We start from the raw sequence: 23,914 nt of genomic DNA on the forward strand, positions 1-23,914 counted from the left end.
CGTGATGGTGATCGCAGCCGTCAGCGTCGTCTTCCCATGGTCAACGTGACCAATCGTGCCGATGTTGCAGTGCGGCTTAGTGCGTTCAAACTTCTCTTTGGCCATGGGGGTCCCTGACGGCGTAGGTCTATTGGGTTGGAGCGGGTAGCGGGAATCGAACCCGCATCCTCAGCTTGGAAGGCTGCTGCACTACCACTGTGCTATACCCGCAATTGGGGGCGGTGCTCGGGCGAGCCTCCCTGAAGATGTTTTGCTCTGGCGCGTGGTGGGGGAAGTAGGACTCGAACCTACGAAGGCTGACGCCAGGGGATTTACAGTCCCCCCCCTTTGCCACTCGGGACATTCCCCCAGCGCGCTCAGAGCCCTATTAGGACGCGGTAATCATCTCCGGCCCCAATTTGGAGGGCGTCTTATAGTGTCGTCGTCTCACGAACGCAACGCAGCCCGAAAGGGTTCTCGCAAGCCGCATGGAAAGAGTGCGCCCGCACGCTTCGAACCCAGGCGCAATAACGCCTCGGACGACTGGCTGTGGGGCTGGCACGCGGTCGCGGCGGCGCTTGGCAACCCGGAAAGAGGCGCGCCGCTGCGTCTTCTGGCCACCGCCGATCGCGCCAAGGAGATCGCGGCTCGATTCGGACGCCCCGCCGTTCTGGAGGTCGTCGAAGGCTCCCAGATCGCGCAGAATCTGCCCGCCGGCGCGGTGCACCAAGGCGTCGCCCTGCGCAGTCCGCCGCTGGAGGACGTGTCGCTCGACGATTTCGTGGCCCGCCCCGGCGCGGTGCTGATCATGCTGGACCAGGTCACCGACCCGCAGAATGTCGGCGCGGTGCTGCGCTCTGCGGCTGCGTTCGGGGCGGCCGGCGTCATCCTGCAGGATCGCCACGCCCCGAAGCTGACGGGCGTGCTCGCCAAGGCGGCGGTCGGCGCCGTCGACAAGATCCCCACCGCCCGGGTCACCAACCTGTCGCGGGCGATCGAGTCCCTCACCGAATCCGGCTGGCGGGCGCTCGGCCTCGCCGGTTCGGGCGAGCGGACCCTGGACGCCGCCCTCGACGGACAGGCCGTGTTGCTCATTCTGGGTTCCGAAGGGGAAGGCCTGCGCCGGCTGGTCGCGGAGCACTGCGACGAGCTGGTTCGCATCGCCATGCCCGGCGGCTTCGAGAGTCTTAACGTCTCGGCCGCCGCCGCAGTCGCCCTCTATGAAGCGACCCGTGTTCGATAGAATCTGCGAACGGCGTTCGCTCGTCAGGCGAATTGCATATACCTCAATCGATTCACCCTTTTGATTTCCACCTCCACCGTGTTTTGTTGTCATCCTGACACCAAGTTCGGTCACTGTGACCTGTGATCTACGCGATGGGATGGGGGCTTCCGATGGCGGGCGTGTTAACCAAGACGGCGTTGCGGGGGGCTGCAGCGGTCGCCTTATTGACCTTTGCGGGGTGTAGCGGTCCGTCGCCGCATCAGTCACCGCCGCCGCCGAACAGCGTCGGCCAGGCGCCGCCGCCGGCCCTGATGGGCGGCGCGCCCGGCTCTGCGGACAATTCCGGCCTGCTGGGCGGTCCCGGCGGGTCTCGCGCCCAGGCGCCGCCGCCGGCCTCGACGTCCAATCCCAAGTATCTGATGCGCTTGGTCACCTATCGCCGCGCGGACGGCGTGCTGGTCACCGCGATGCGTCCGGTGAAGAACCCCGAGGACATGACCGCCGCCGAGCGGCGTCAGGTCTATGGCACCCGCTATGCGCCTCGCGCCTATGTCGGCGGGCACAGCCGCGACTATGCCGTCGCCCAGGCCGCGCCGGCCAAGCCGACGGCCCGGCCGGTTGCGGTCGCCAAGCCCGCGCCGGTGATGGCCGCGGCCAAGCCTGCGCCTCAGGTCATGGCGGCCAAGCCGCTCCCGCCTGTGACGCCGCCCGCCGCCCCGCAGACCGTGGTCTCCGAGGTCGCCAAGCCCGCGCCGGTGGTGACCGCGGCCATGACCCCGCCGCCCGGCGGACTGCCGACGCCTGAGAACCCGAAGCTGGCCGCCCTGCAGACGGCGGTCGGCGGCGAAGTCGCGGCCGGCTCCAAGCTGACCGTGCCCGAGGCCCTGGCCCAGGGCCAGACGGCCCAGGTCAGCCTGTCCCTGCCCCAGACCCTGCTGGCCATGATCCAGCGGGAAGCTGGCAAGCTCGGGCTGGGCAAGGCCGCCAAGAAGGCCGACGTCACCGCCACCCTGTCGGGCGAAGGCTATGAGATCACGCCGAACGGTCCGCAGACCGCCAAGCTGAAGCTCGGCGAAGCGCCGTCCTTCAACTGGCAGGTCAAGCCGGGCGCCGGCGAGAAGGGCCCGCTGAAGGCCGATGTCGACGCCAGCCTCAAGGGCCTGAAGCTGCCGATGAACTTCTCGCTCGCCAGCCTGGAGCAGGCGGTGAAGGCCGCCCTGCCCCCGCCCGCGCCGCGCGACAAGGGCTCGCTGCTCGACAAGCTCGCCATTCCCGGCATGCGACCGTCAAGATCCCCGGTGTCGGCGTGGTGCCGTCCAAGTCGGTGGTCGCCGTCGGCCTGCTGCTGCTGGGCCTGGCCCTGTTGGTGGCGATCGCCCGCAACGCCGGTGAGAACGCCCGGCGCAACGAGCGGCGCCGCAAGTTCCGCACCATGACCGACACCAGCAGCCACACGGTCGCGGACGAGGACCACGGCCATGGTCATGGCGGCCTCGCCGCGCCGCTGGCCGCCGCGGCCGCCGGCGCAGCTGCGGCCGGGGTGATCGCCTCGGCGCACGCCCATGATGATCACGGCCATGGGCACGACGATCATGGCCACGGGCATGACGACCATGGTCACGGCCACGACGATCACGGCCACGCCGCCACGGCGCACGATGATCACGGGCATGGTCACGACGACCACGGCCACGCCGCCCCGGCTCACGACGACCACGGCCACGGCCATGGGGATCATGGCCATGGCCACGACGATCACGGGCACGGCGCCGCCGCGCATGACGACCATGGCCACGGCCATGACGATCATGGGCATGCGCCCGCCGCCGCGCACGATGATCATGGCCACGGCCATGACGATCACGGCCATGGCCACGACGACCACGGCCACGCCGCGGCGCACGACGACCATGGACACGGCCATGACGACCATGGCCATGCGCCCGCCGCGGCGCATGACGATCACGGGCATGGCCACGATGATCATGGGCATGGTCATGACGACCACGGCCATGGGCACGACGATCATGGTCACGCCCCGGCCGCCGCGCATGACGACCATGGACATGGCCACGACGATCATGGGCACGGTCATGACGACCATGGCCACGACAACCACGGCCACGCCAAGGAACTCGAGCACGCTCACTGACGGATCGGGCGCAGACCCGATCCGCGATCGGCGCCGGACAAAGGCGATCCGGCGCCGAATGCGGCGCGCCATGGCCAGCAGGCCGGGGCGCGCCGTCGCCACATTGCCAAACAGCGTTATCGGTGTTTCACTTCCCGCCTTAGCCGCGCGTCAGACGCGGCGCGGAGGACGGCAGGAGGTCGGGCATGATCAATGCCCTCGGAGCATTCATCGGCATGATGATCGCGGCCCTGTGGCGCGGCTGCGCCCTGCACGGTCGCGCCGGTCTGCCGCAATAGACTAGATCGCGGTCTCCGCCGCCCGCGCGGCGAACCAGGGCGCCAGGCGCCTCAGCGCCTCCTCGATCTCCGGCGTCGAGACGGCGAAACTCAGCCTGATATAGTGACGGCCCTCGACGGGGTCGAAGTCGACGCCCGGCGCCGTGGCGACGCCGGTGTCGCGCAGCAGCTGCTTGCAGAAGGCCAGGCTGTCGTCGGTCAGATGCCCCACATAGGCGTAGATATAGAAGGCCCCGTCCGGCGGCGCGATCTGGCGCAGGCCGAGATCCGGCAGGGCGGCCAGCAGCAGTTCGCGATTGCGTCGGTAGACCGCCACATGGCCCTCGAGCTCGTCACGGGCGTCCATGGCCGCCAGCCCCGCATGCTGGCTGAGCGAGGGCGCGGTCAGGAACAGGTTGCCGACATAGGCCCTCGCCCGGGACAGATGCGCCTTGGGCGCCAGCAACCAGCCCAGCCGCCAGCCCACCATGCTGAAATATTTCGAGAAGCTGTTGATCACCAGGGCGTCCGGCGCGAAGTCCAGGATCGAGCGGGCGGGCCCCACATAGCTCAGGCCATGATAGATCTCGTCGGAGACGATGCGGATGCCGCGGTCTCGACAGACCTGGGCGATGGCCGCCAGTTCCTGGGCCTCGATGATCGTCCCGGTCGGATTGGCCGGGCTCGCCAGGATCACCCCGGCCGGCGGCGGATCCAGCGCCTCCAGGTGGGCGGCGGTGAGCTGGAACCGGCTCTCCGGTCCGCAGTCGATCTCCACCGGGACCATGTGCAGGGCCTTGAGCGTATTGCGGTAGGCCACATAGCCGGCCGGGCCAGGGCCACCTCGTCACCCGGCGAGAAGCTCGAAGCCAGGGCGAGCAGCAGGGCCGGAGACGCCCCGCAGGTCAGGATGATCTGGTCCGGCTCGACGGTGACGCCATAGGTCTCGTCATAGTGCCGGGCGATCCGCGCCTTCAGCGCCGGGCTTTCCCAATAGCCCATGCCGTCGGTGTCCAGCACCTCGTGCGCCACGGCGATCGCGGCGGCCGGCGCACCCGTGGAGGGCTGGCCGAACTCCATGTGGATGATGGAGCGCCCTTCCGCCTTGAGCCGATGGGCCAGGCTGGAAATGGCGATGGCGTGGAACGGATCGATCTCAGCGGACATGCGGTTTGGTAGCCATAAACGGGGCTCCTGACCACCGCCCCTCAGGGCCGGAGTGCGGTCTTCAAGTCGATCCTGACCACAACCTGTCCCCCTTCGCGCCGAATGATCCTAGCCCGATGGTCATTCCCGCCGCTACGGGCCATGGTCGGATCAAGATCCGATCCGCCCCCCTACCCCCGGAGTCCGGCCCCATGAAGGTGATCTCCCCCCTGCTCCTGGCCCTGGCCCTCGCGGGACCGGCCCTGGCCGCGCCCCCCGCCGACATCCCCGCGGCGATCTATGCCGATCCGCCCGCAGATCCGGCCTTTCCGGCCAGCGGCGTCGCCGTGCAGATTCCCAGCGGCGGCCAGATGATGAACGCCATGCTCTATCTGCCGACCGGTCGCGGACCTCATCCGATCGCCATCCTGATGCACGGCCTGCCGGGCAATGAGCAGAACCTCGACCTCGCCCAGGCGATGCGCCGCGCCGGCTGGGCCGTGGTGACCTTCCACTATCGGGGCGCCTGGGGTTCAGCCGGCGCCTTCAGCCTGGACGGGATCGGCGATGACGCCATGGCCGTGATGGACTGGGTCCACATGTCCGGGGCGACCCGCACCTACCGTCTGGATTCCGCCCGCGTGGCCGTGCTGGGTCACTCCATGGGCGGCTATGCGGCCGCCTATGCCTGCGCCCACACGCCCTCGGTGCTCGGCTGCGGCTTGATCGCCCCCTGGGACATAAGCGCCGATCAGCCCGCCCTGGCCAAGATGACGCCCGCCGAGCGGGACAGTTTCGTGACGACCAGCCTCAATGACATCGACGGCCGGATCGCCGGCATGACCGCCCGCGAGATCGCCGAACAGATCGCCACCAATGGCCAGCAATGGAGCCTGGCCGACTTCGCCCCGGCGTTGGCCAATCGCCCGGTCCTGGTGGTGACGGATACGCGCGACGATGATGATGACAAGGCGCTGGCCCTCATGCCGGCCCTTGCGGCGGCCAAGGCCAAGAAGGTCCAGGCCGTCACCCTCGACAGCGACCACGGCTCGAACGACCACCGCATCGCCCTGCAGATCCTGGTGCTCAAGTGGCTGGCCACCCTGCCCGGCGCGCCGCCCCTGAAGTAGAGCCTAGAGGTCGGCCACCGCTTCGCGCAGCTGCGCCACCAGCTCGGCTTCCTGGGGCTCCAGCTCCTCGGTCCGCCCGGTGACGCCGATGGCCAGCTGCCGGGCCGCGACGGCGCGCGGGGCGAGCACGCCGACCAGGCCGAAGCCCGGACTGACCGCGTCCTTGGAGAACGCGTAGCCCCGGGCCCGCACCTGATGCAGCCGCACCAGCAGTTCGGCGATCTCGATGCGGTCGTCCGGCTGGCGGGCGTTCACCCGCCGCATCAGCCGGCGGACCTCGGCGTCCGGCTGGGCGCTGAGCAGCAGCAGCCCCATGCCGGAGCGGGCGAGCGGCCGCAACTGGCCCGGCGACACCATGGCGCGCAGGGGCTCTCCCGAATGGACCAGATGCAGATACTGGGCGTGCAGGTCGGACTGGGCGGCCAGCACCACGGTCAGGCCGGTCTCGGCGTGCAGCCGGTGGGCGGCGGCCAGGATCGCCCCCTCGCCGAACAACCCTTCATGCACCCACTGGCCCAGCACCGCGATGCGCATGGTCGGCATATAGGCCCGCGCCGCCCGGTCGTATTCGAGATAGCCGGTCACCACGAGGCTCTTGAGCAGGGCCGCGGCGCTGGAGGTCGGATAGCCCAGAGCGCTGGTCACCTCGCTCAGGCTCAGGGCCCGGCGCTCCAGCTCGAACAGCTCCAGCACCGCAAAGGCCCGCTGGGCCGATTTCACCACCGCGTCCGTCATCGCCCGCCCCTTCCGCCCGATCCACATATGCGGAATCCTGGCGGCCGCAATCGCGCATCCACGCAATCGGCTTTGGGCGCCGCCGCGTCAGGCCGCTAGTCTCCGCCGCGACAGGCGCGTCCGACCGCGCCGGACTTTGCGGAGACGATGGAATGAGCGATCTGACCCCGATCATCGTGGGCGTGGGCGAGGCCTCGGAGCGGATCGACGCGCCGGACTACAAGGCGCTGTCGCCGGTCGATCTGGCCGCCGCCGCCGCGCGCGCCGCCCTGGACGACGCCCTGTCGGTCGAGGCCCTGGCGCCGCACCTCGACGTCGTCGCCGGCATTCCGCAGTTCGAGATCTCCGGCCCCCAGGCGGTCGCCCCCTTCGGCCGCGCCGACAACTTCCCGCGCGCCGTGGCCCAGCGCATCGGCGCCGACCCGGCCCGCGCGATCCTGGAGCCGGTGGGCGGCCAGGGTCCGCAGCACCTGGTCAACGAGTTCGCCCAGGCCATCGCCAAGGGCGAGACCGGCATGGCCCTGTTCTTCGGCTCGGAAGCCATCTCCACCGTCCGCCACCTGATGAGCCAGGGCGACAAGCGCGACTGGAGCGAGGAGGTCGGCGGCCAGATGGAGAACCGCGGCTATGGCCTCGACGGCCTGGTCACGATGGATCTCGCCGGCCACGGCGCCCGCACGCCCATCCAGCTCTATGCCCTGTTCGAGAACGCCCGGCGGGCCAAGACCGGCCTCGGCCGCGAGGCCTACGCCCTGGAGATGGGCAAGCTGTTCGCCCCGTTCACGGAGGTCGCCCACACCAATCCCCACGCCATGAGCCAGGAGGTGTTCGACGCCGCCGGCCTGGCGACCGTGACGCCGAAGAACCGCATCGTCGCCGATCCCTTCCCGCGCCGCATGGTGGCCCGCGACCAGGCGAACCAGGGCGCGGCTGTCCTGATGACGTCCGTCGCCAAGGCGCGCGAGCTGGGCATCCCCGAAGACAAGTGGGTCTATCTGCACGGCGGCGCCGACGTCGCCGAGCGCACCCCGATCGAGCGCCAGGACCTGGCCGCCTATCCGGCGGCGGCCATCGCCAGCAAGGCCGCCCTGGAGCGGGCCGGCGTCACGGCCGCCGACATCGCGGTGTTCGACCTCTATTCCTGCTTCCCCATCGCGGTCACCAATGTCCGCGACGACCTGGGCATCGCCGCGAACGATCTGCGCCCCCTGACGGTCACCGGCGGCCTGCCCTTCTTCGGCGGGGCCGGGAACAACTATTCCATGCACGCCATCGCCAGCATGGTCCGGACCCTGCGCGCCCAGCCGGGGGCCTTCGGCTTCGTGGGCGCCAATGGCGGCTTCCTGTCGAAATACTCCACCGGCGTCTATTCGACCAAGCCGGCGACCTGGACCGGCTTTGAGTCCAAGGGCCTGCAGGCGGAGATCAACGCCTGGCCCAAGCCCGTCATCGCTCCCGCTCCGACCACGGGGACGGTGGTCACCTACACCATCGACTATGGCCGCGAGGCGCCGCACGGCGTGCTGGTCTGCGCCACGGCGGAGGGCGAGCGGTTCGTGGCCATGACCGATGCTGCCGAGGGCGACATCGTCGGCCAGATGATCGCGTCCGACCCCCTGGGCGCGAAAGTGCAGGTCCGCCAGGACGAGCGCGGCCGCAACGTGGTGACCGCCTTCACCCCCGTAGTTTGACGGACTTGCACCCTCCGACGGGGCGCCGCACTAAGGGGCGATGGATTTCCTGAGCCATCTGCCGGCCGCCGGCGCCCTCGTCGCCTTCTTCCAGGTCGTGATGATCGACCTGGCGCTCGCCGGCGACAACGCCGTGGCCGTGGGCCTCGCCGCCGCCGGCCTGCCCGCCAACCAGCGCCGCAAGGCCATCATCTTCGGCCTGATGGGCGCCGTGGTGATGCTGATCGGCTTCGCCCTGATCACCGTCCAGCTGCTCAAGCTGGTCGGCCTGCTGCTCGCGGGCGGCCTCCTGCTGCTCTGGGTCTGCTGGAAGATGTGGCGCGAGCTCGCCGACCAGGGCCACGAGGCGGAAGCCGAGGGCGAGGAGGCGCTGGGCGAAGCGACCGGCGTGAGCATCGGCGCGCATCCCAAGCGGGTCGCCAAGGCCAAGACCATGGGCCAGGCCCTTCTGCAGATCCTGGTCGCCGACCTGACCATGTCGCTGGACAATGTACTGGCTGTGGCCGGCGCGGCGCGGGAGCATCCCCAGGTCCTGATCGCCGGCCTGCTGCTCTCCATCACCCTGATGGGCGTCGCCGCCAGCTGGATCGCCAAGCTGCTGCACCGCTTCCGCTGGCTGGGCTATCTCGGCCTGGTGATCGTGTTCGGCGTCTCGCTCCGCATGGTCTGGGAAGGCCACCGCAGCGTGATCATCGATCTGGGCAAGGTCGCGACCTATAACGAGATCATGCCGCGGACCCTCGACATCACCCCCGCCGAACTGGCCGCGCACAAGGCGAAGAAGGGCTAGTCCCGCATCCGCCGTTTCGATCCGCGCCCGGCCACGCCCAGGACCTTCAGACGGGTCTCGCGGCGGTCGCCCGCCACGCCGCCGCCGGCCGCCTTCGGCCCCAGGGTGTTCAGTATCCACTTGGCGAAGCTGTCGAAGGCGTAGGGCGTGCGGTAGTCGAACGCCTCGAACAGGCGCGGCCGCCGGTTGAAGAAGACGAATTTCGGGTCCCGCACAGGCCGCCTCCGCTCTATCCGGCGCCATCCCCCCACGGATTGAGCATGTTCACACCCGTGGCGGCGAAGTCCGCGCTGTTGCGTGTGACCACAGTCATGCCGTGGATCAGGGCCGTCGCCGCGATCAGGGCGTCGCGCTCGGATCGCGGATCGGGCACGTGCAAGGCCGCGCAGCGCCGTGCGACCGCGGTGTCGATCGCCAGGGTGCGGTCCTTGAACTCGACAAGAACCTGCTCCTGGAGCCAGGCGCGCAGCGCGGCGCCCTGTCGCGCGTCCCGGCGCTCGACCTGCAACACGCCCAACTCAAGCTCCAGGACGGTAATCGCCGAGATATAGAGCGCCTCCGCGTCCGTCCGGTCGGCCCAGGCCACGACATTGGCGTCCGCCCGGCCCTGGCGCGCCTTGCGCAGTTCAGACACGACATTGGTGTCGAGCACGAACATCAGCCGAGGTCGCCGGCCCGGCTGGCGATGTCGACCTTCGGCGCCTCGAACTCGACGGGCTCGTCCCCCGGCATGCCCAGGGCGTCGACGATGCGACGCGGCGCGCCGGTGAGCCGCCGATACTCCTCGATGCTGAGCAGGACGTGCCGCGGCTGGCCGCGATCAGTGATGAACACCGGACCTTTGTTGGCCGCCTTCTTCGCCCCGCTGGCGTCCTGGTTGAATTCGCGACTGGAGAGCGTGGTGATGAGCATGGCGACCCTATCGGCCAACTTGTAGGCACATTACTACATTTGGCCGCGCATGTCACCCGCCCCGCAGGATCCGACCCAGGTCGCGCAACGGCGCCTGCTGCACCTGCGGGATCGTCCCATCCGCCATCGGCCCGACATTGATCAGCAGGTTCCCGCCCCGGTCCGTCACGTCGCGATAGAGCTCGGTCAGGCCCTCGCCGGTCAGATAGTCGCCGGTCTCCTCATTGGCGTTGTAGCCGAAGGCCATGCCCAGGCCGCGGGTGGACTCCCACTTGGCGCCGCCCATGTCCCCGCCCTTGGAATATTCCACGGTGCGGAAATCGTAATGATGGTCGGGGGTTGAGGTCGGCTCCTCATCCGATTCCGCCAGCCTCGCCTTGACCATGGCGTTGAACCCGGCGAGCCCCATGGGGGTGCGCAAGCCTTCGAACAGGGCGGTGTTCCCGCTCCAGCGGTCATTGACCACGCCCTCCGGCACGGCCGCGTAATAATAGGCGAACAGCTCCTCGAGATCCCGGCCGTCGGGCCAGGCGATGTCGTTCCACAGGACCGAGGGCTTGTAACGGTCGATCAGCTCGCGAACCTGGGCCAGGGCGTATTGGCGATAGGCCTCGCCGGGCGGGACACAGGCGAACATGTCGCCGAAATTGGCGATCGGCGTGTGGTGGAAGGTCCAGTCGAGCCCGCCGGAATAATAGAGCCCGAACCGCATCCCGCGTTTGCGCACCGCCTCGGCCAGCTCGCCGACGAAGTCGCGTTCGCTATGCCAGCCGGGCCGATTGGGGTTATCGATCGCCGTCGGCCACAGGCAAAAGCCGTCATGATGCTTGGTGACGAAGACCACATATTTGGCCCCGGCCTCGACGAACAGGTCAGCCCAGGCGTCCGCGTCAAAGGCCTGGGCGGCGGCCTCGAACGGCTCGCGGAAGGCGGCATAGGGTTGGTCGCCATAGAGCTCCGCGTGCCGGATGGCCGTGGGGCTGCCCTCGACCTTCATGGCGTTCGGATACCACTCGGCATAGGGGCCCAGAGCGAAGGCCATGTCGTAGTCCGTGCGGACCAGCTCGGTCAGGGACGCGCCGCGCGCGCCCAGGCCGGGATCGCCCACATGCCCCAGTGGATGAAGATCCCCAGCTGGGGCTCGGCGTACCAGTCCGGGCACGGCCGGCCCTTGAAGGCGCTCGTGGTCACATATTCCTCCCGCGCCCGGCTTCTGAATGTCCGGGCGTCGCCCTCTATTCCGACGGGCGTCGGGCGGGGAGTCAACTCCAGCTATTCGGCGGCGAGCGCCCGCGAGCCCCACTGCACCCCGATGAATCCGCCCTTCACGAAGGGCAGCAGGGCCAAGGTGGCCCCAGCCACCAGGCTGAGCGTCAGCGTCAGCACCAGGCCGACCGGCCAGGTCCAAATGAAGCTGAAGCAGAGCAAGGGCGCCACGACTAGGTGCCCCACCAGCAGGATGGTGAAATAGGCCGGGCCGTCGTCGGCGCGATAGGCGCCGTTGTCATGGCCGCAGGCCTCGCAGGTCGGCTGCACCTTCAGATAGCCGCTGAACAGGTGGCCCTCCCCGCAATTGGGGCAGTGGCGGGCGAGGCCGCGCTTCAGCCCCAGGCCGGGCGAGCGCATCGTAAGAGCGGTCATGACGGACTCCTTGTCCGAACAATCCACATTGACTGGATCGACCACACATATAATTCCATCTACGCGCCCCTACAATATGCCGAACAACATCGCCAATTCGGTCGAGAAAGGGTGATTATCCCGCCTTTTCCGAGCTCTATTCCCCATTGCAAAATACCAAGGCCGGATGCATACAATATTTTATTGACTGGATTCCAGAGCCTTCGCCATGCCCAAAGCCGATCTCGCCTGGACACCCGACCTGACTCAGGCAACGGGACCGCTCTATCTGGCCCTGGCCGACGCTATCGCCAGCGACCTGGCGTCCGGCGCCCTGCCCCCCGGCGCGCGCCTGCCGCCCCAGCGCAGATTGGCGCAGGCCCTCGGCGTCGATTTCACCACCATCAGCCGCGCCTATGCCGAGGCCGCGCGTCGGGGGCTGGTCGAGGGCCGCGTCGGCCAGGGCACTTTCGCGCGGGGCGGGGCCGAGCCGCCTGCCGCGGCGCCGGTCGACCTGACCATGAACCTGCCGCCGCATTTCTCGGACCCAGCCCTGACCTCGCGCATGTGGGACGAGGCCGCCCGCCTGAGGTCCGGCGGCCTGGACCTGCTGCTGCGCTACCAGGACCCCGCCGGCGCCCTGGCCGATCGCGAGGCGGCGACGACATGGCTGGCGCCGGTCCTGCCCGGTCTGTATCCCGATCGCCTGCTGGTGGTTCCCGGCGCCCAGAGCGCGCTCTTCGCCCTGACCAGCCTGCTGCTCCGTCCCGGCGAGGCCGTGGCGGTGGAACGCCTGACCTTCCCGGGCTATCGCGCCGCCGCCGCCCAGGCCGGGGTCCGGCTGATCGATCTTGCGATGGACGCCGAGGGCCTGACGCCGGAGGCCTTCGAGGCCGCCTGCCGCGCCGAGGCCCCCCGCCTGCTCTACTGCACGCCGACCCTGCAGAACCCGACCACCGCCACCATGAGCCTCGCGCGTCGCCAGGCCATCGTCGAGATCGGGCGACGCCATGGCGTGACGATCCTGGAGGACGACGCCTATGGCCGCCTGCTGGCCGAGCCCCTCCCGCCCCTCGCGGCGTTGGCGCCCGACATCACCTGGCATGTCGCCAGCCTGGCCAAGTGCCTGTCGCCGGGGCTCAGGATCGCCTATCTCGCCGCGCCGTCCGCCCGCGCCGCGGCCCTCGCCCGGGGCGCTTTGCGCGCCACCGTCTCCATGGCCTCGCCGCTCTCGGCCGCCATCGCCAGCCGCTGGATCAACGGCGGCTGCGCCCAGGCGGTGCTCGAGGCGATCCGCTCAGAGACCCACGCGCGGCGCGCCCTGGCCGGCGAGCTCGACGCCCACGCCGCTCCGGCGCCGGACGGCTTCCATCTCTGGCTCACCCTGCCCCCAGGCTGGAGCCGGGGCGAGTTCGCCGCGCGGATGACCGGGTCGGGGATTGGCGTGGTGGGGTCAGACGCCTTTCATGTCGGCGTGCCGCCCCCGCCGGAGGCCGTCCGCATAGGCCTGGGCGGACCGATCAGCCGACCGCGCCTCGCCGCCGCCCTGCAACGGATTGGCGACCTGCTGGCCGCCGCCCCCGCCCTGTCGTCCTCAGTGGTCTGAGGCTCGGCCTTAGGCCTCGGCCCCGCCGAAGCGCTCGACCCACTCGGCCACCTGGGCGTCCTCGACCTTGCGGAACAGCACGTCCGGGGCCTTCACTGTCCGGCCGGGCGGCAGGGCGTTGAGCGCCTCGCCCTTGGCGGGCCAGCGACCGGGGAAGGCCTCGCCCACGCCGTCGGCGATCTTCTCGCAGGCGAAGGGGATGAAGGGCTCGGAGACCTTGGCGAACAGGGCCACCAGGTTCAGCCCCGTGCGGACGGCCACGGCGGCGCGGTCCCGGTCGGTCTTGATCGCGGTCCAGGGCGCGGCCTCGGTCAGGTACTGATTGCCCAGCACCCACAGCTGGCGCAGCGACTGCGCCGACTTGCGAAGCTCGATGCCCTCGAGGTTTTCCTCAAGCTCGGCCAGCTTGGCGTCGATGTCGGCGCGCAGCTTGATCTCCAGCGGGCCATCCTCGCCGCCGTCGGGCACCACGCCCTCGAACCGGGTCTCGGTGAACTTCAGGATGCGGTTGACGAAATTGCCCAGCACGTCGGCCAGGTCGGCGTTCACCTGGGCCTGGAACTGCTCCCAGGTGAAGGTGGCGTCGGAGGTCTCCGGCGTATTGGCGGTCACCCACCAGCGCCAGTAGTCGGCGGGCAGCAGCTCCAGCGCATGGTCCATGAACACCCCGCGCTTTTGCGAGGTCGAGAACTTGCCGCCGTAATAGTCCAGCCAGTTGAAGCCCTTCAGCCGGTCGACCAGCTTCCAGGGGGCGTTGTTGGCCGGCGACCAGTTGGCCCCGTCGAAGCGCTCGTTCACCCCGATCAGGGTGCAGGGGAAGCCCACGGTGTGGAAGGGCACATTGTCCTTGCCCATGAACTCCACGTAAGTGACGTCCGACGCTTGCGGGTTGCGCCACCAGCGCTCCCAGTCGGCGTCGACCGCCGGGCCCTTGCCGGCCGCGGCGGCCTGGGCGTCGGCCCATTCCCAGGTGGCGGCGATGTATTCGATCGGCGCGTCGAACCAGACATAGAAGACCTTGCCGGCGAGGCCCTCGACATCCGGGGTCGCGCCGTCCGGGTTCGGGCCCCAATCGGCGGCGTTGACCGGCACGCCCCATTCCAGGTCCCGCGTGATCCCCCGGTCCTGCAGACCCTCGTCCAGCCACTTGAGCGCAATCGACGTGACCAGCAGCGGCCAGTCGCCCTTCTTGCCGTCGATCCAGGCGCGCAGCCGGTCGGAGAACAGGCTCTGGCGCAGGAACAGGTGCTTGGAATCCCGGATCTCGATGTCTTCCGAACCCGACACCGCCGAACGCGGATGGATCAGGTCGGCGGGGTCGAGCACCCGCGTGCAGTTCTCGCACTGGTCGCCGCGGGCGGCCGTGTAGCCGCAGTGCGGGCAGGTGCCGATGACGTAGCGGTCGGGCAGGAAGCGCTTGTCGGCGTTGGAATAGACCTGCTGGGTGACCCGCTCCTCCATGAAGCCCTGCTCCCACAGGGTCTGGGCGAAGCGCTGGGTCAGCTTGGCGTTCTGCGGCGAGGACGAGCGGCCGAAGTGGTCCCAGGACAGGCCGAAGGCGCGGCCCAGGCGATGCTGGATCTCATGCTGCTCGGCGCAGAATTCGGCCGGCTTCTGGCCGGCCTCGGCGGCCGCCAGCTCGGTCGGCGTGCCGTGTTCGTCGGTGGCGCAGAGATAGAGGGTCTCGCGGCCCAGCGACCGCTGGAAGCGGGCGAAGACGTCGGCCGGCAGCATGGAGCCCGCGAGCGTCCCCAGGTGCTTGATCCCGTTGATGTAGGGCAAGGCCGAGGTGATGAGGATGCGGGTCATGGAGGGCTCGAAATGAGGAGACTTGGAAGCGGCGGCTTATAGGGCGCCCGGCCGCTTCGCCAAAGCCGCCTTCTCGCCGGCGGCCGCTCCGGACGCGAATTGCCCCTCGCCTTCCGGCTACAATAGCTTCAGCATACCGACGTTCTGGGGAGAGCTGTGATGATCAAGGGCGTGAACTGGGTCGCTGTCGCCATCTGCGTGGTGCTGCTCGAGGGGCTGGGCTACCTCTGGTACGGGGTGCTGCTGTCCGACGTCTGGACCGCCGCCTATACCGAGGCCATGGGCCACGCGCCTTCGATGACCAATCAGGCGGTCAATATGAGCCTGGGGGTGGTCAACACCCTGATTCTGGTCGTCGGGCTCGCCTGGATCTTCGCCCGGCTCGGCGTCAATTCCCTGGCCGGGATCGGGGCCGCGGTCGTGGTCTGGTTCTTCTTCAACTTCACCACCATGTCGATCGACTTCCTGTACCTGCAGCTGCCTGGCCGGCTGGTGATCATGAACATGGGCTACCAGCTGGTCAGCTACCTGATCGCCGGCGCCATTCTGGGCCTGCTGCCGGCCAAGTCGGCGGACTAGAAGGGCCCCTTGAAGACGAACAGGGCGCCGATGGCGATGAAGCCGAAGCCGAGCGCGTGGTTCAGGGTCAAGCGCTCGCCCAGATAGGTCACCGAGAACACGGCGAAGACCGAAAGCGTGATGACCTCCTGCATGGTCTTCAGCTCGGCCGGGGAATAGGCCTGCTCGCCGATCCGGTTGGCTGGCACCGCCAGGCAGTATTCGAAGAAGGCGATCCCCCAGCTGACCACGATGATCAGCCACAGCGGCCGGTTATGGACCTTCAGGTGGCCGTACCAGGCGAAGGTCATGAAGACGTTGGACGCGATCAGCATCAGGACGGGTGCGACGCGCGCGAAGGTCAGGGGCAAGGCCGGGCTCCGGGATAGAACAAGCGGCGCCTATAACGCCCGAGACTAGATTTCGGCCACCCGGTCGAACCAGGGCCGGGCCTGTTCGAGCTGGCCGGCCAGGCGGAACAGCACCGCCTCGTTGGCCATGCCCGCGACGAACTGCAACCCGATCGGCAGGCCCGACGTCGACCAGGAAAGCGGCACGGTCATGGCCGGCTGGCCGGTGTTGTTGAAGGCCTGGGTGTTGGGCATGAAGTCGAACAGCCTGGGGGCATAGGTCTCGAAGTTCTCGGTCAGCCAGCCGATCGGAATGGCCGGGCTGCCGAGCGTCGAGAGCAGCAGCACGTCATAGGTCTTGAACAGCTCGGCCACCGCCCGGCCATAGGCGTGGATGGCCGCCAGCCCGCGCACATAGCTGGCCCCCGTCACCTGCTGGCCCCGGCGCGCCATGGCCCAGGTGAGGAGCTCCACATCGTCGGCGGTGACGGCCCGCCCGCGCTTCTCGCCCTCGGCCTCCAGGGTGGCGGCGACGCTGGCGGCGATGACGTCGCCGGCCGCCGCCTGCATGGCGGCGAGATCGCCTGAAACCGTCACCTCCTCGACGATGTGGCCGAGGCTCTCGCACAGCTTCGCCGCATCCAGTACGGCCTGGGCGCATTCGGGATCCAGCGCCGGCGCGGCCAGGGCCGCGGTGGTGAAGCCGATCCGCAGCCGGCCGGGCGCGCGCCCGACCTCCTGGGCGAAGGGCGTAGCGGGCGCATCGAGATAATAGGGGTCGCCAGACTGGGGCCGGCAGACCGCGTCCAGCAGCACGGCGCTGTCGCGCACGGAGCGGGTGACGGCATGCTGGATCGAGGCGCCGCCCCAGCCTTCGCCGAGCGGTGCGAACGAAACCCGGCCCCGCGACGGCTTCATGCCGAACAGGCCGCAGGCCGCCGCCGGGGTGCGGATCGAGCCGCCTCCGTCGCTGGCGTGCGCCGCAGGCACGATCCCCGCCGCCACCGCCGAGGCCGCGCCGCCGGACGACCCGCCGGGCGTGCGGTCCGTGTCCCAGGGATTGCGGCAGACGCCCAGGAAGTCGGGCTCCGTCACCGGCATCAGGCCGAATTCCGGGGTGTTGGTCTTGCCGAAGATCACCAGCCCCGCCTGCTTGTAGGCGGTGACGATGGCGCTGTCGGCGGCGGGGACATTGTCCTTCCAGAGCGCCGAGCCGCCGGTGGTGGGCGTCCCCGCCAGCAGGGCGCCCAGGTCCTTCAGCAGATAGGGCACGCCGGCCAACGGTCCGGTCGGCGCCGCGGCGGCGGTCTCCTTTCGCGCGCGGTCGGCCAGATCCAGGGTGACGGCGTTGAGCCTGGGATTGACCTCGGCCATCCGGGCCACAGCGGTCTCCAGCAGTTCGCCGGCCGAGACCTCGCCCTTGGCGACCAGACCGGCCAGGCCCACGGCGTCATGCTTGCGATAGTCGTCGAACTTCATGCCGGTCTCTCCCTGAAGCGCTGAGAGGATCACAGGCCCGGGCTCGAACCAAAGCCTCTTTCGCGGTTCCGTCCCCAATTCGGGGAGACCGTCAGTAGGCGACTCTAAGGGTCAGAGACACGGTGCGGGGCCGCAAAGGCGTGATCTGGCGCGTGGTCCGGAGCGTGAAGGGATTGCCGTAAGCGAAGGTGTCGCCTTGCGAATTGGCCGGATTGTCGACGGCCAGGGTCAGCTTCCAACGGTCCGCCCCCAGGGTCCCGGCGATCCGCCCCGTGCCATAGTCGCCCATGCGCGGCGAGGTCGCCGCGTCGAAGGTGAGGTGCGAGGCGCCGACATAGGCGTAGCGGCCATCGAGCTCGAAGGTGCGGTCCCCGGCGAGGCGCCAGCCAAAGTGCGCGCTCACCCCCAGGGAGGTGTTCGGCACGCCGGCCAGGCCCAGTTCGGCGCGGGCCGGAAAGGCCGGATTGGCCCGGTCCAGCTCGGGCGCGTTCACCAGCCCCTCGGCGCGAAGCTCCAGAGGCCCGGACCGATAGACCGCCTCCGCCTCGATCCCCCGATTGCGCCCGTCACCGATATTGGCGGTGAACGGCAGGGCCGAGGCGAGCAGCTGGTCGCTCTGAATGTTCTTCCAGTTGGCCTGGAAGACCGCGCCCCGCAGCCCCAGCCGACCGTCGAGCAGGGTGACCCGCCCGCCGACCTCGAAACTCCACAGCTCGTCGCCCTGATAGTTGCGATAGGGCTCGGGTCCGCCCGGCGCGCTGAACACCTGGCCTGGCGCGCCGGTGGTGTTGATCCCCGCCGCCCGATAGCCCTCCGCGGCCTCGACATAGACCAGGGCCTCTGCGGTCGGGGCGTAGGACAGAACGAACTTGGGGGCGAAGCCTGTGTGCCTCAGCCGTCCGTCATAGGGGATGGTCGCGCCCGCCAGGGGCGCGTGGATCTGGCTGGTGACCCGAGTGTCGGTGCTGAAAAGCCGCCCACCCAGGGTCAGGCTCAGCCGGTCGGTGAGCGGCCAGATCACCTGGCCATAGAGGGCGGCCTCCTCCAGCCGGTCGCGACGCGCCTCGGCGAAGGCGACCACGGGCGACCCGCCCAGGGCCGTCAGGTCGAGACTGAGGTCCTGGCGGGTCCGGGCGACGAATAGACCGGCGAGCCACTGAACCCGGGCGTCCGGACGAGCGGAGAGGCTCGCCTCGGTGACCAGGCTGGAAATGTCGTCCTGGTCGTCGAAGGCCGCGGGCCCCGCGGGAACCGCCACCGGCGGAGCGGCCGTGGCGTCATATCGGCTGGTCAGCTGGTGGCGCACCACCGCCGCGGACAGGCGCGCCTGCGCCCAGCCCAGGTCCCCTGTGAGGCCCAGGTCCGCCATGCCGAAATCATTGTCATGCGGCTCGCGCAAGGCGTTGCGGCGGGTGTAGCGACCTTCCCCAGCAAGGGCGTATTGGGTGTCGTCGGCGTTGATCGCCTGCATCACCAGGCCGGCGCGAGCGGTCCAGTCGTCATTGAGCGCCAGGCTGGCGGCCAGTCGGCCTCCGGTGCGGACCGACCGATTGACGTCCTTCAGACCCACGCCGGTGTCGTCGATATAGCCGCCGAGCGCCTCGCGATAGGCCACCGCCCTCACCGCCCCGCGGCCGGACAGGATCGGCAGATTGACCATGCCTTCCAGGGTGTTGGAGCCGGAACCTCCCGCCGTCGCCGCCCCAGTCGCCGAGATCCAGCCCGACCGGCCCGAGGCGTCCGGCGCGGCGGTGACCAGGTGCAGCACGCCCCCCAGCGACCCCGACCCATAGAGCGCGCCCTGCGGTCCCCTCAGCACCTCGACCTGGGCCAGGTCGACCCAGCGCAGGTCCGGGTCCGGCGCGTTGTAGGTGATCCGCGCATCGTCCAGATAGAGCCCGACCATGGACTGGGTGCGCCCGGTCAGGGGCCCGTCCGACAGGCCGCGCAGCAGGATCTTGTCCCGCCCCGCCCCAAGGTTGGTGACGGTCATGGCCGGCGTCACCAGCGCCAGATCGCCGGCGTCCCGAACCCCCTGGGCCGCCAAGGCCCGATCGCTGAGCGCGCTAACCGGATAGGCCAGGCGGTCGGCCGGCGTCGGCCGGCGGGTCGCGACAACCACCAGCTCGGACAGGTTGGAGGTCGACGACGGCGCGGGGGGCGTCACCGGGCGCGGCCGGGGCGGAGCGCGGACGATCTGCACCGCATGGGCGTCGACCAGCCGATAGCCGCAGCCCGTCCCGGCCAGCAGGCGCTCCAGCGCCGCCTTCAGGCTGTAGCGGCCGACCAGATCCTGGGCGGGCGCCGCGCAGCCCGCCGCGGCCTGGGTGCTGATCGAGACCCCCGACTGGATCGCCAGGTCGATCAGGGCGGCGCCGAGCGCCTTGCGCGGAATGTTGAAGCTATAGGTCGCCTCGGCCGCCTGCATGGGCGCGGCCAGGCCGAGCCCCGCGATCAGACTGAGGACAAGCGCGGCCGGCGCCAGACATGGCGAGGCAAGACGAAGGTCCCCAGGGCCGAATGGCGCGACTAGCCTAGAGTGATTTCCCGCCCGGTGCGATCCACCCGCAGCGAAAGATAGCCGGCCAGTCGGCGGACCAGGGCGTCCTGGTCGCCAAGGTCGAGCACGCCGGAGAAGGTCATGCCCGCGGCGACGGGGCCGAGCCGGATCGGGGTCGGATAGCGGCGGTTGAGATCGGCGACGATGTCGCTCAGCGGACGGTCGGCGCAGATCATCCGGCCTTGCGTCCAGGCGAAGGCCGCGTCGGGATCGACCTCGGCGCGGGTGGATCGCGCCGCGCCCTCAAGATGGCGCAGCTCCTGGCCCTTGGTCAGGCGGGCGATCGGCTGGGCCCCAGCGCCGGCTGGCGCACCTCGACGATCCCGCGGCGCACCGAGACCACCACCGCCTTGTCGAAGTGGCGGATATTGAACTCTGTGCCCACCACCCGGACCTGCTGGTCGCCCACCGAGATCAGGAAGGGCTTGGACCGATCATGGGCGACGTCGAAGGTCGCCTCGGCGTCGGCCATCTCCACCCGGCGCGCCGTCCAGCCCAGCCGCACCGTCAGCTTCGAGGCGGCGTCGAGGCGGATATGGGTGCCGTCGGCCAGGGCCACCTCGCGGGTCTTGCCCGGCGCGGTCGAATAGGTCACTGGCGCGCCCTCGTAGGCGCTCCACACCATCGGAACAATGACCAGGGCCGCGGCCGCCGCCGTCAGGGCGGCGAAGACCGGCGCCAGGCGACGCGGGCGGAACGGGATCACCCGGGCGGAGCGCGGCGCCGTCGCCGCGGCGATCTCGGCGGCCCGGTCCCCGACCTCGGCCGACAACAGCTCCGCCTCTTCGAACGCCGCCTGATGGTCCTCTGACGCTTCCAGCCAGTCGGTCAGGGCCGCCCAATCCTCGGCCGTCGCCGCATCGGACTGAACGCGCACGAGCCAGGCCAGCGCTTCGTCGCGCAGGGCGTCCGCCGCCATTTGATCGGCGTCGGCGCTCATGTCGGTCTCTTGGTCTGGCGGGTGCGCATCATGGTCCTCGCCCCAATGACGCCACAAACCGCCAGGCGCCTCCAAGAAATCTTCGGCGGGGTTCGCGGGATCATCGGCCCACCTTCGCCAGGATGCGCTTCAGGCTGGCCATGATGTACTTCTCGACGCTGGAGCGGGAGACGCCCATAGCCTTGGCCGTCTCGGCATGGCTGAGCCCCTCAAGCTTGTGCAGGCGAAAGGCCTCGCGCACCGGCTCGGGCATGTCGGCCACCACCTCGACGATCTGCGCCAGGCGCAGTCGGGCGGCGACCACCTCGTCGGCCGGCGGCTCGTCGGCCATGTCCTGGCCGCCCGCGGCCATGGTGGTGCTGTCGCGCCAGTCGGCGTCGCGGCGGCCAGCCCGGCGCTGCTGCTTGATCCGGTCGAGCATCAGGTTCGTGCCCAGCCGGTAGAGATAGGCCCCGGGATTGCCGATGTCGTCCTCCGGCGGCGGGGTGATCTTCAGGAAGATGTCCTGCACCAGGTCCTGGGCCGCCGCCTCCGACCGCAGGCGGACGCGGAAATAGCGCACCAGCTCCTCGCGCCGCGCCAGATAGGCGGCCAGCAGGGGATGGGGGTCAGCGTCGTCCAAGGCGTCGATCGAGGCTCCAGGGTTCGAAGCGAATCCGCGTCCCGGCCGCGATCTTCCCCATGGCGGTCCCCCGCGCAATCGAAACCGATGAGGAGGTTTGGTGAGCACGTCGTCATGGCTGGGTGAAGGGCGACGGGGCGCGCGCCAAACACCGGAGATGAGCCTTGCTGGAAGTGATGATGGTCGATGACGGCGCCCTGCAGGGCTGCCTGAGGTTCGACGCCGACCGCGTGCGGCGCTTCACCTCCCTGGAGCCGGGGGTGATCTCCATCCATCACCTGCTGCAACCCGAGCGGCTGCGGGTCGAGGCCTTCCTCGAGGCCGCCTACGCCAAGGCCTTCGACGGCCGCATCCGCCGCCACTACCCGACCCTGATGAGCGTTCAGGACCGGCAGGGCAACATCCACGCCGCCGTCGGCTTCCGCCTCGCCGCCCAGGCCCCGCTGTTCCTGGAACAGTACCTCGACGCGCCGGTCGAGGCCGAGCTGCAGAGCCGGTTCGGCGCGCCGCTCGGCCGCGCCCAGGTCGCCGAGATCGGCAACCTCGCCTCCGACAGCCCGGGCGCCTCGCTGTTCCTGTTCCTGGCGCTGGCCCGTCACCTGGACCGCCAGGGCTGCACCCACGCCGTGGCCACCGCTACCCGCCAGCTCCGCCGCAGCTTCGCCCGCGTCGGCTTCGCCACAGAGCTCCTGACCCGCGCCGAGCCGGCCCGCCTCCCCGACCAGGGCGCCGATTGGGGCGCCTATTACAGCCGCGACCCCGAGGTGCTGGCCGGCGCCATCGCACCCGCCCTGCCTGCCCTGGCCCAGATGCTGCTGGCCGACCCGATCGCCGCCTGCGGGGTCCTGCCCCGCCTGCATCCCGACCTCGGCGCCGGAGTCGCCCGATGAGCCGCGTCCTCGCCGCCATCGTCCGGCGCGCCGCCGAAACGCCCGAGGCGATCGCGCTCAGCGACCACGACCGCGCCTTCACCTATGCCGACCTGCTGGTCGAGATCGAGGCGACCGCCATCCAGCTCTCGGCCATGGCGCCGCGAGACCGGGCCCCGGCGCCGGTGGCGGTGATGCTGGAGAACGGCCCCGCATGGGCGGTGCTCGATCTGGCCCTGGTCCGCCTGGGCTGGCCCAGCCTGCCCATCCCCGGCTTCTTCACCGAGGCTCAGCGCCGCCACGTCCTGGCCGACGCCGGCGCGGGCCTGATGATCACGGGTTACGAGGCCGACGGCCCTCTGCTCGTCGCCGGCGCCACGCTCGGGGCGACATTGCTCGACACCCCGGCCTCGTCCCTGCCGGCCGGGACCGCCAAGATCACCTACACCTCTGGCTCCACGGGCCAGCCCAAGGGCGTCTGCCTGTCGCAAGACCAGATGGAGGCGGTGGCGGCCTCGTTGGTGGAGATGATCGGCGCCGACTATGCGGGCGTCCACCTTCCCCTGCTGCCGCTCTCGATCCTGCTGGAGAATGTCGCCGGGCTCTACACCACCCTGCTGGCCGGTGGCCGCTACCATGTCCTGGGCCCCGCCGAGCTTGGACTGGCGGAACCGTTCCGGCCGGACCTCGGCAAGCTCGCCGCCGCCATCGCCGCCGAGGGCGCGACCAGCCTGATCCTTGTGCCGGAGCTGCTGCGCGCGCTCCTGATGGTGATGATGTTCACCGGGACCCGGTTCCCGGCGCTGAATCTGGTGGCCGTCGGCGGGGCCAAGGTATCGCCCCAGCTGCTCGCCCAGGCCGACAGTCTCGGCCTGCCGGTCTATGAGGGCTACGGCCTCAGCGAATGCGCCTCGGTCGTGGCCCTGAACACGCCCGCCGCCCGCCAGATCGGCGCCGTGGGCCGGCCCCTGCCCCACCTGACCGTCGAGATCGCGGCGGACGGCGAGATCCTCGTCGGGCCGCATCCCTATCTCGGCTACGCCGGTGGCGCGAAGCACTCAGGCCCGGTCCGCACCGGCGACCTCGGCCGCCTCGACACGGACGGCTTCCTGCATATCCAGGGCCGTCGCGCCAACACCATCATCAACGCCTTCGGCCGCAACATCGCGCCGGAGTGGGTGGAGAGCGAGCTGCTCGCCCAGCCGGAGATCCGCCAGGCCATTGTGTTCGGCGAGGCCCAGGCCGAGCTCGGCGCCCTGATCGTGCCCCTGTCGCCGGACCTCGCCGACGAGGCGCTCGCCCAGGCCGTGGACCGCGCCAACCAGGCCCTGCCGCCCTACGCCCAGGTCCGTCGCTGGCGGGTGCGTCCGCCCTTGGACCCCGCCGCCGGCGAACTGACCGGCAATGGCCGGCCTCGCCGCGCCGTCATCCTCAAACGCCACAGCGCCTTCGTCGAAGGCCCTCAAATCGCTCAGCAATAGGAT

Annotated in this window: 24 protein-coding genes, 2 tRNA genes and 1 pseudogene; 9 read left to right on the plus strand and 18 right to left on the minus strand. The window is 69.9% G+C overall.

Annotated features, from left to right (window positions below):
* From MQH10_RS15865 to MQH10_RS15875, 3 genes are all read right to left on the minus strand, one after another.
* A partial coding sequence (locus tag MQH10_RS15865; protein WP_242565071.1) for a GTP-binding protein occupies nucleotides 1-105 on the minus strand: 105 nt, incomplete at its 3' end.
* Between the two features lie 31 nt (nucleotides 106-136).
* Nucleotides 137-210: transfer RNA gene (locus MQH10_RS15870), tRNA-Gly, on the minus strand.
* 53 nt (nucleotides 211-263) lie between these two features.
* Nucleotides 264-349, minus strand: a tRNA-Tyr gene (locus tag MQH10_RS15875).
* A 66-nt stretch (nucleotides 350-415) separates the two neighbouring features.
* Here MQH10_RS15875 and rlmB point away from each other — a divergent pair.
* Nucleotides 416-1,222, plus strand: coding sequence for a 23S rRNA (guanosine(2251)-2'-O)-methyltransferase RlmB (rlmB, locus tag MQH10_RS15880; RefSeq protein WP_242564998.1), 807 nt, complete (start codon nucleotides 416-418; stop codon nucleotides 1,220-1,222).
* Nucleotides 1,223-1,515: 293 nt separating this feature from the next.
* A complete protein-coding gene (locus MQH10_RS15885; protein WP_242564999.1) occupies nucleotides 1,516-2,640 on the plus strand; it encodes a hypothetical protein in 1,125 nt (374 codons plus the stop codon).
* A 995-nt stretch (nucleotides 2,641-3,635) separates the two neighbouring features.
* Here MQH10_RS15885 and MQH10_RS15890 read toward each other — a convergent pair.
* Nucleotides 3,636-4,780, minus strand: a pseudogene (locus MQH10_RS15890) (aminotransferase class I/II-fold pyridoxal phosphate-dependent enzyme).
* Nucleotides 4,781-4,971: 191 nt separating this feature from the next.
* Between MQH10_RS15890 and MQH10_RS15895 the strand changes: the two are divergent.
* Nucleotides 4,972-5,889 carry an alpha/beta hydrolase family protein gene (locus MQH10_RS15895; RefSeq protein WP_242565000.1) on the plus strand — a complete coding sequence of 306 codons (918 nt, stop codon included), beginning with the start codon at nucleotides 4,972-4,974 and terminating at the stop codon, nucleotides 5,887-5,889.
* 3 nt (nucleotides 5,890-5,892) lie between these two features.
* On the opposite strand, the gene MQH10_RS15900 is transcribed toward MQH10_RS15895, so the two are convergent.
* A complete protein-coding gene (locus MQH10_RS15900; protein ID WP_242565001.1) occupies nucleotides 5,893-6,624 on the minus strand; it encodes an IclR family transcriptional regulator in 732 nt (243 codons plus the stop codon).
* A gap of 152 nt (nucleotides 6,625-6,776) precedes the next feature.
* On the opposite strand from MQH10_RS15900, the gene MQH10_RS15905 reads away from it, so the two are divergent.
* Both MQH10_RS15905 and MQH10_RS15910 read left to right on the plus strand, forming a co-directional pair.
* Entirely contained in the window at nucleotides 6,777-8,315 is a 1,539-nt protein-coding gene (locus MQH10_RS15905; protein ID WP_242565002.1) for an acetyl-CoA acetyltransferase, read from the plus strand.
* 40 nt (nucleotides 8,316-8,355) lie between these two features.
* Complete coding sequence (locus tag MQH10_RS15910) at nucleotides 8,356-9,105, plus strand: YjbE family putative metal transport protein (RefSeq protein WP_242565003.1); 750 nt, start codon at nucleotides 8,356-8,358, stop codon at nucleotides 9,103-9,105.
* Here MQH10_RS15910 and MQH10_RS15915 read toward each other — a convergent pair.
* The 6 genes from MQH10_RS15915 to MQH10_RS15935 form a co-directional block, all read right to left on the minus strand.
* Entirely contained in the window at nucleotides 9,102-9,320 is a 219-nt protein-coding gene (locus MQH10_RS15915) for a hypothetical protein (RefSeq protein WP_242565004.1), read from the minus strand. The genes MQH10_RS15910 and MQH10_RS15915 overlap by 4 nt on opposite strands.
* A gap of 14 nt (nucleotides 9,321-9,334) precedes the next feature.
* The gene (locus MQH10_RS15920; protein WP_242565005.1) at nucleotides 9,335-9,763 is read right to left on the minus strand and encodes a type II toxin-antitoxin system VapC family toxin; all 429 of its coding nucleotides are present in this window, start codon (nucleotides 9,761-9,763) and stop codon (nucleotides 9,335-9,337) included.
* Entirely contained in the window at nucleotides 9,763-10,017 is a 255-nt protein-coding gene (locus MQH10_RS15925; protein WP_242565006.1) for a type II toxin-antitoxin system Phd/YefM family antitoxin, read from the minus strand. Before MQH10_RS15925 ends, MQH10_RS15920 begins: the two co-directional genes overlap by 1 nt.
* Before the next feature lie 52 nt (nucleotides 10,018-10,069).
* Nucleotides 10,070-11,125 carry an alpha-L-fucosidase gene (locus MQH10_RS15930; RefSeq protein WP_336605116.1) on the minus strand — a complete coding sequence of 352 codons (1,056 nt, stop codon included), beginning with the start codon at nucleotides 11,123-11,125 and terminating at the stop codon, nucleotides 10,070-10,072.
* Nucleotides 11,086-11,208, minus strand: a complete 123-nt coding sequence (locus MQH10_RS26880; protein ID WP_336605117.1) for an alpha-L-fucosidase — start codon at nucleotides 11,206-11,208, stop codon at nucleotides 11,086-11,088. Before MQH10_RS26880 ends, MQH10_RS15930 begins: the two co-directional genes overlap by 40 nt.
* An 81-nt stretch (nucleotides 11,209-11,289) precedes the next feature.
* Complete coding sequence (locus tag MQH10_RS15935; RefSeq protein WP_242565007.1) at nucleotides 11,290-11,658, minus strand: DUF983 domain-containing protein; 369 nt, start codon at nucleotides 11,656-11,658, stop codon at nucleotides 11,290-11,292.
* Nucleotides 11,659-11,866: 208 nt separating this feature from the next.
* On the opposite strand from MQH10_RS15935, the gene MQH10_RS15940 reads away from it, so the two are divergent.
* Nucleotides 11,867-13,243 carry an aminotransferase-like domain-containing protein gene (locus MQH10_RS15940; protein WP_242565008.1) on the plus strand — a complete coding sequence of 459 codons (1,377 nt, stop codon included), beginning with the start codon at nucleotides 11,867-11,869 and terminating at the stop codon, nucleotides 13,241-13,243.
* Nucleotides 13,244-13,252: 9 nt separating this feature from the next.
* Here MQH10_RS15940 and metG read toward each other — a convergent pair whose 3' ends face one another.
* Nucleotides 13,253-15,052 carry a methionine--tRNA ligase gene (gene metG / locus MQH10_RS15945; protein ID WP_242565009.1) on the minus strand — a complete coding sequence of 600 codons (1,800 nt, stop codon included), beginning with the start codon at nucleotides 15,050-15,052 and terminating at the stop codon, nucleotides 13,253-13,255.
* A 159-nt stretch (nucleotides 15,053-15,211) separates the two neighbouring features.
* Here metG and MQH10_RS15950 point away from each other — a divergent pair, with 159 nt between their 5' ends.
* Nucleotides 15,212-15,631: a DUF1761 domain-containing protein gene (locus tag MQH10_RS15950; RefSeq protein ID WP_242565010.1), complete on the plus strand. Its 420-nt coding sequence runs from the start codon at nucleotides 15,212-15,214 to the stop codon at nucleotides 15,629-15,631.
* Here MQH10_RS15950 and MQH10_RS15955 read toward each other — a convergent pair.
* The 6 genes from MQH10_RS15955 to MQH10_RS15980 form a co-directional block, all read right to left on the minus strand.
* Nucleotides 15,628-15,945 carry a DMT family protein gene (locus tag MQH10_RS15955; RefSeq protein ID WP_419720782.1) on the minus strand — a complete coding sequence of 106 codons (318 nt, stop codon included), beginning with the start codon at nucleotides 15,943-15,945 and terminating at the stop codon, nucleotides 15,628-15,630. The genes MQH10_RS15950 and MQH10_RS15955 overlap by 4 nt on opposite strands.
* Nucleotides 15,946-16,026: 81 nt before the next feature.
* Nucleotides 16,027-17,439, minus strand: coding sequence for an amidase (locus MQH10_RS15960; RefSeq protein ID WP_242565012.1), 1,413 nt, complete (start codon nucleotides 17,437-17,439; stop codon nucleotides 16,027-16,029).
* A 91-nt stretch (nucleotides 17,440-17,530) separates the two neighbouring features.
* A complete protein-coding gene (locus tag MQH10_RS15965; RefSeq protein WP_242565013.1) occupies nucleotides 17,531-19,867 on the minus strand; it encodes a TonB-dependent receptor in 2,337 nt (778 codons plus the stop codon).
* 101 nt (nucleotides 19,868-19,968) lie between these two features.
* A complete protein-coding gene (locus MQH10_RS15970) occupies nucleotides 19,969-20,175 on the minus strand; it encodes a hypothetical protein (RefSeq protein ID WP_242565014.1) in 207 nt (68 codons plus the stop codon).
* A gap of 95 nt (nucleotides 20,176-20,270) precedes the next feature.
* Entirely contained in the window at nucleotides 20,271-20,939 is a 669-nt protein-coding gene (locus MQH10_RS15975; protein ID WP_242565015.1) for a FecR domain-containing protein, read from the minus strand.
* 100 nt (nucleotides 20,940-21,039) lie between these two features.
* On the minus strand, nucleotides 21,040-21,561 hold the full coding sequence (locus MQH10_RS15980) for an RNA polymerase sigma factor (RefSeq protein WP_242565016.1): 522 nt from the start codon (nucleotides 21,559-21,561) through the stop codon (nucleotides 21,040-21,042).
* Nucleotides 21,562-21,734: 173 nt separating this feature from the next.
* Here MQH10_RS15980 and MQH10_RS15985 point away from each other — a divergent pair, with 173 nt between their 5' ends.
* On the plus strand, nucleotides 21,735-22,451 hold the full coding sequence (locus MQH10_RS15985; RefSeq protein ID WP_242565072.1) for a thermostable hemolysin: 717 nt from the start codon (nucleotides 21,735-21,737) through the stop codon (nucleotides 22,449-22,451).
* Complete coding sequence (locus tag MQH10_RS15990; protein ID WP_242565017.1) at nucleotides 22,448-23,911, plus strand: AMP-binding protein; 1,464 nt, start codon at nucleotides 22,448-22,450, stop codon at nucleotides 23,909-23,911. The genes MQH10_RS15985 and MQH10_RS15990 overlap by 4 nt, the downstream gene beginning before the upstream one ends.
* Nucleotides 23,912-23,914: the final 3 nt, after the last annotated feature.

The organism is Phenylobacterium aquaticum, from assembly GCF_022695515.1.
GTDB lineage: Bacteria > Pseudomonadota > Alphaproteobacteria > Caulobacterales > Caulobacteraceae > Phenylobacterium > Phenylobacterium aquaticum.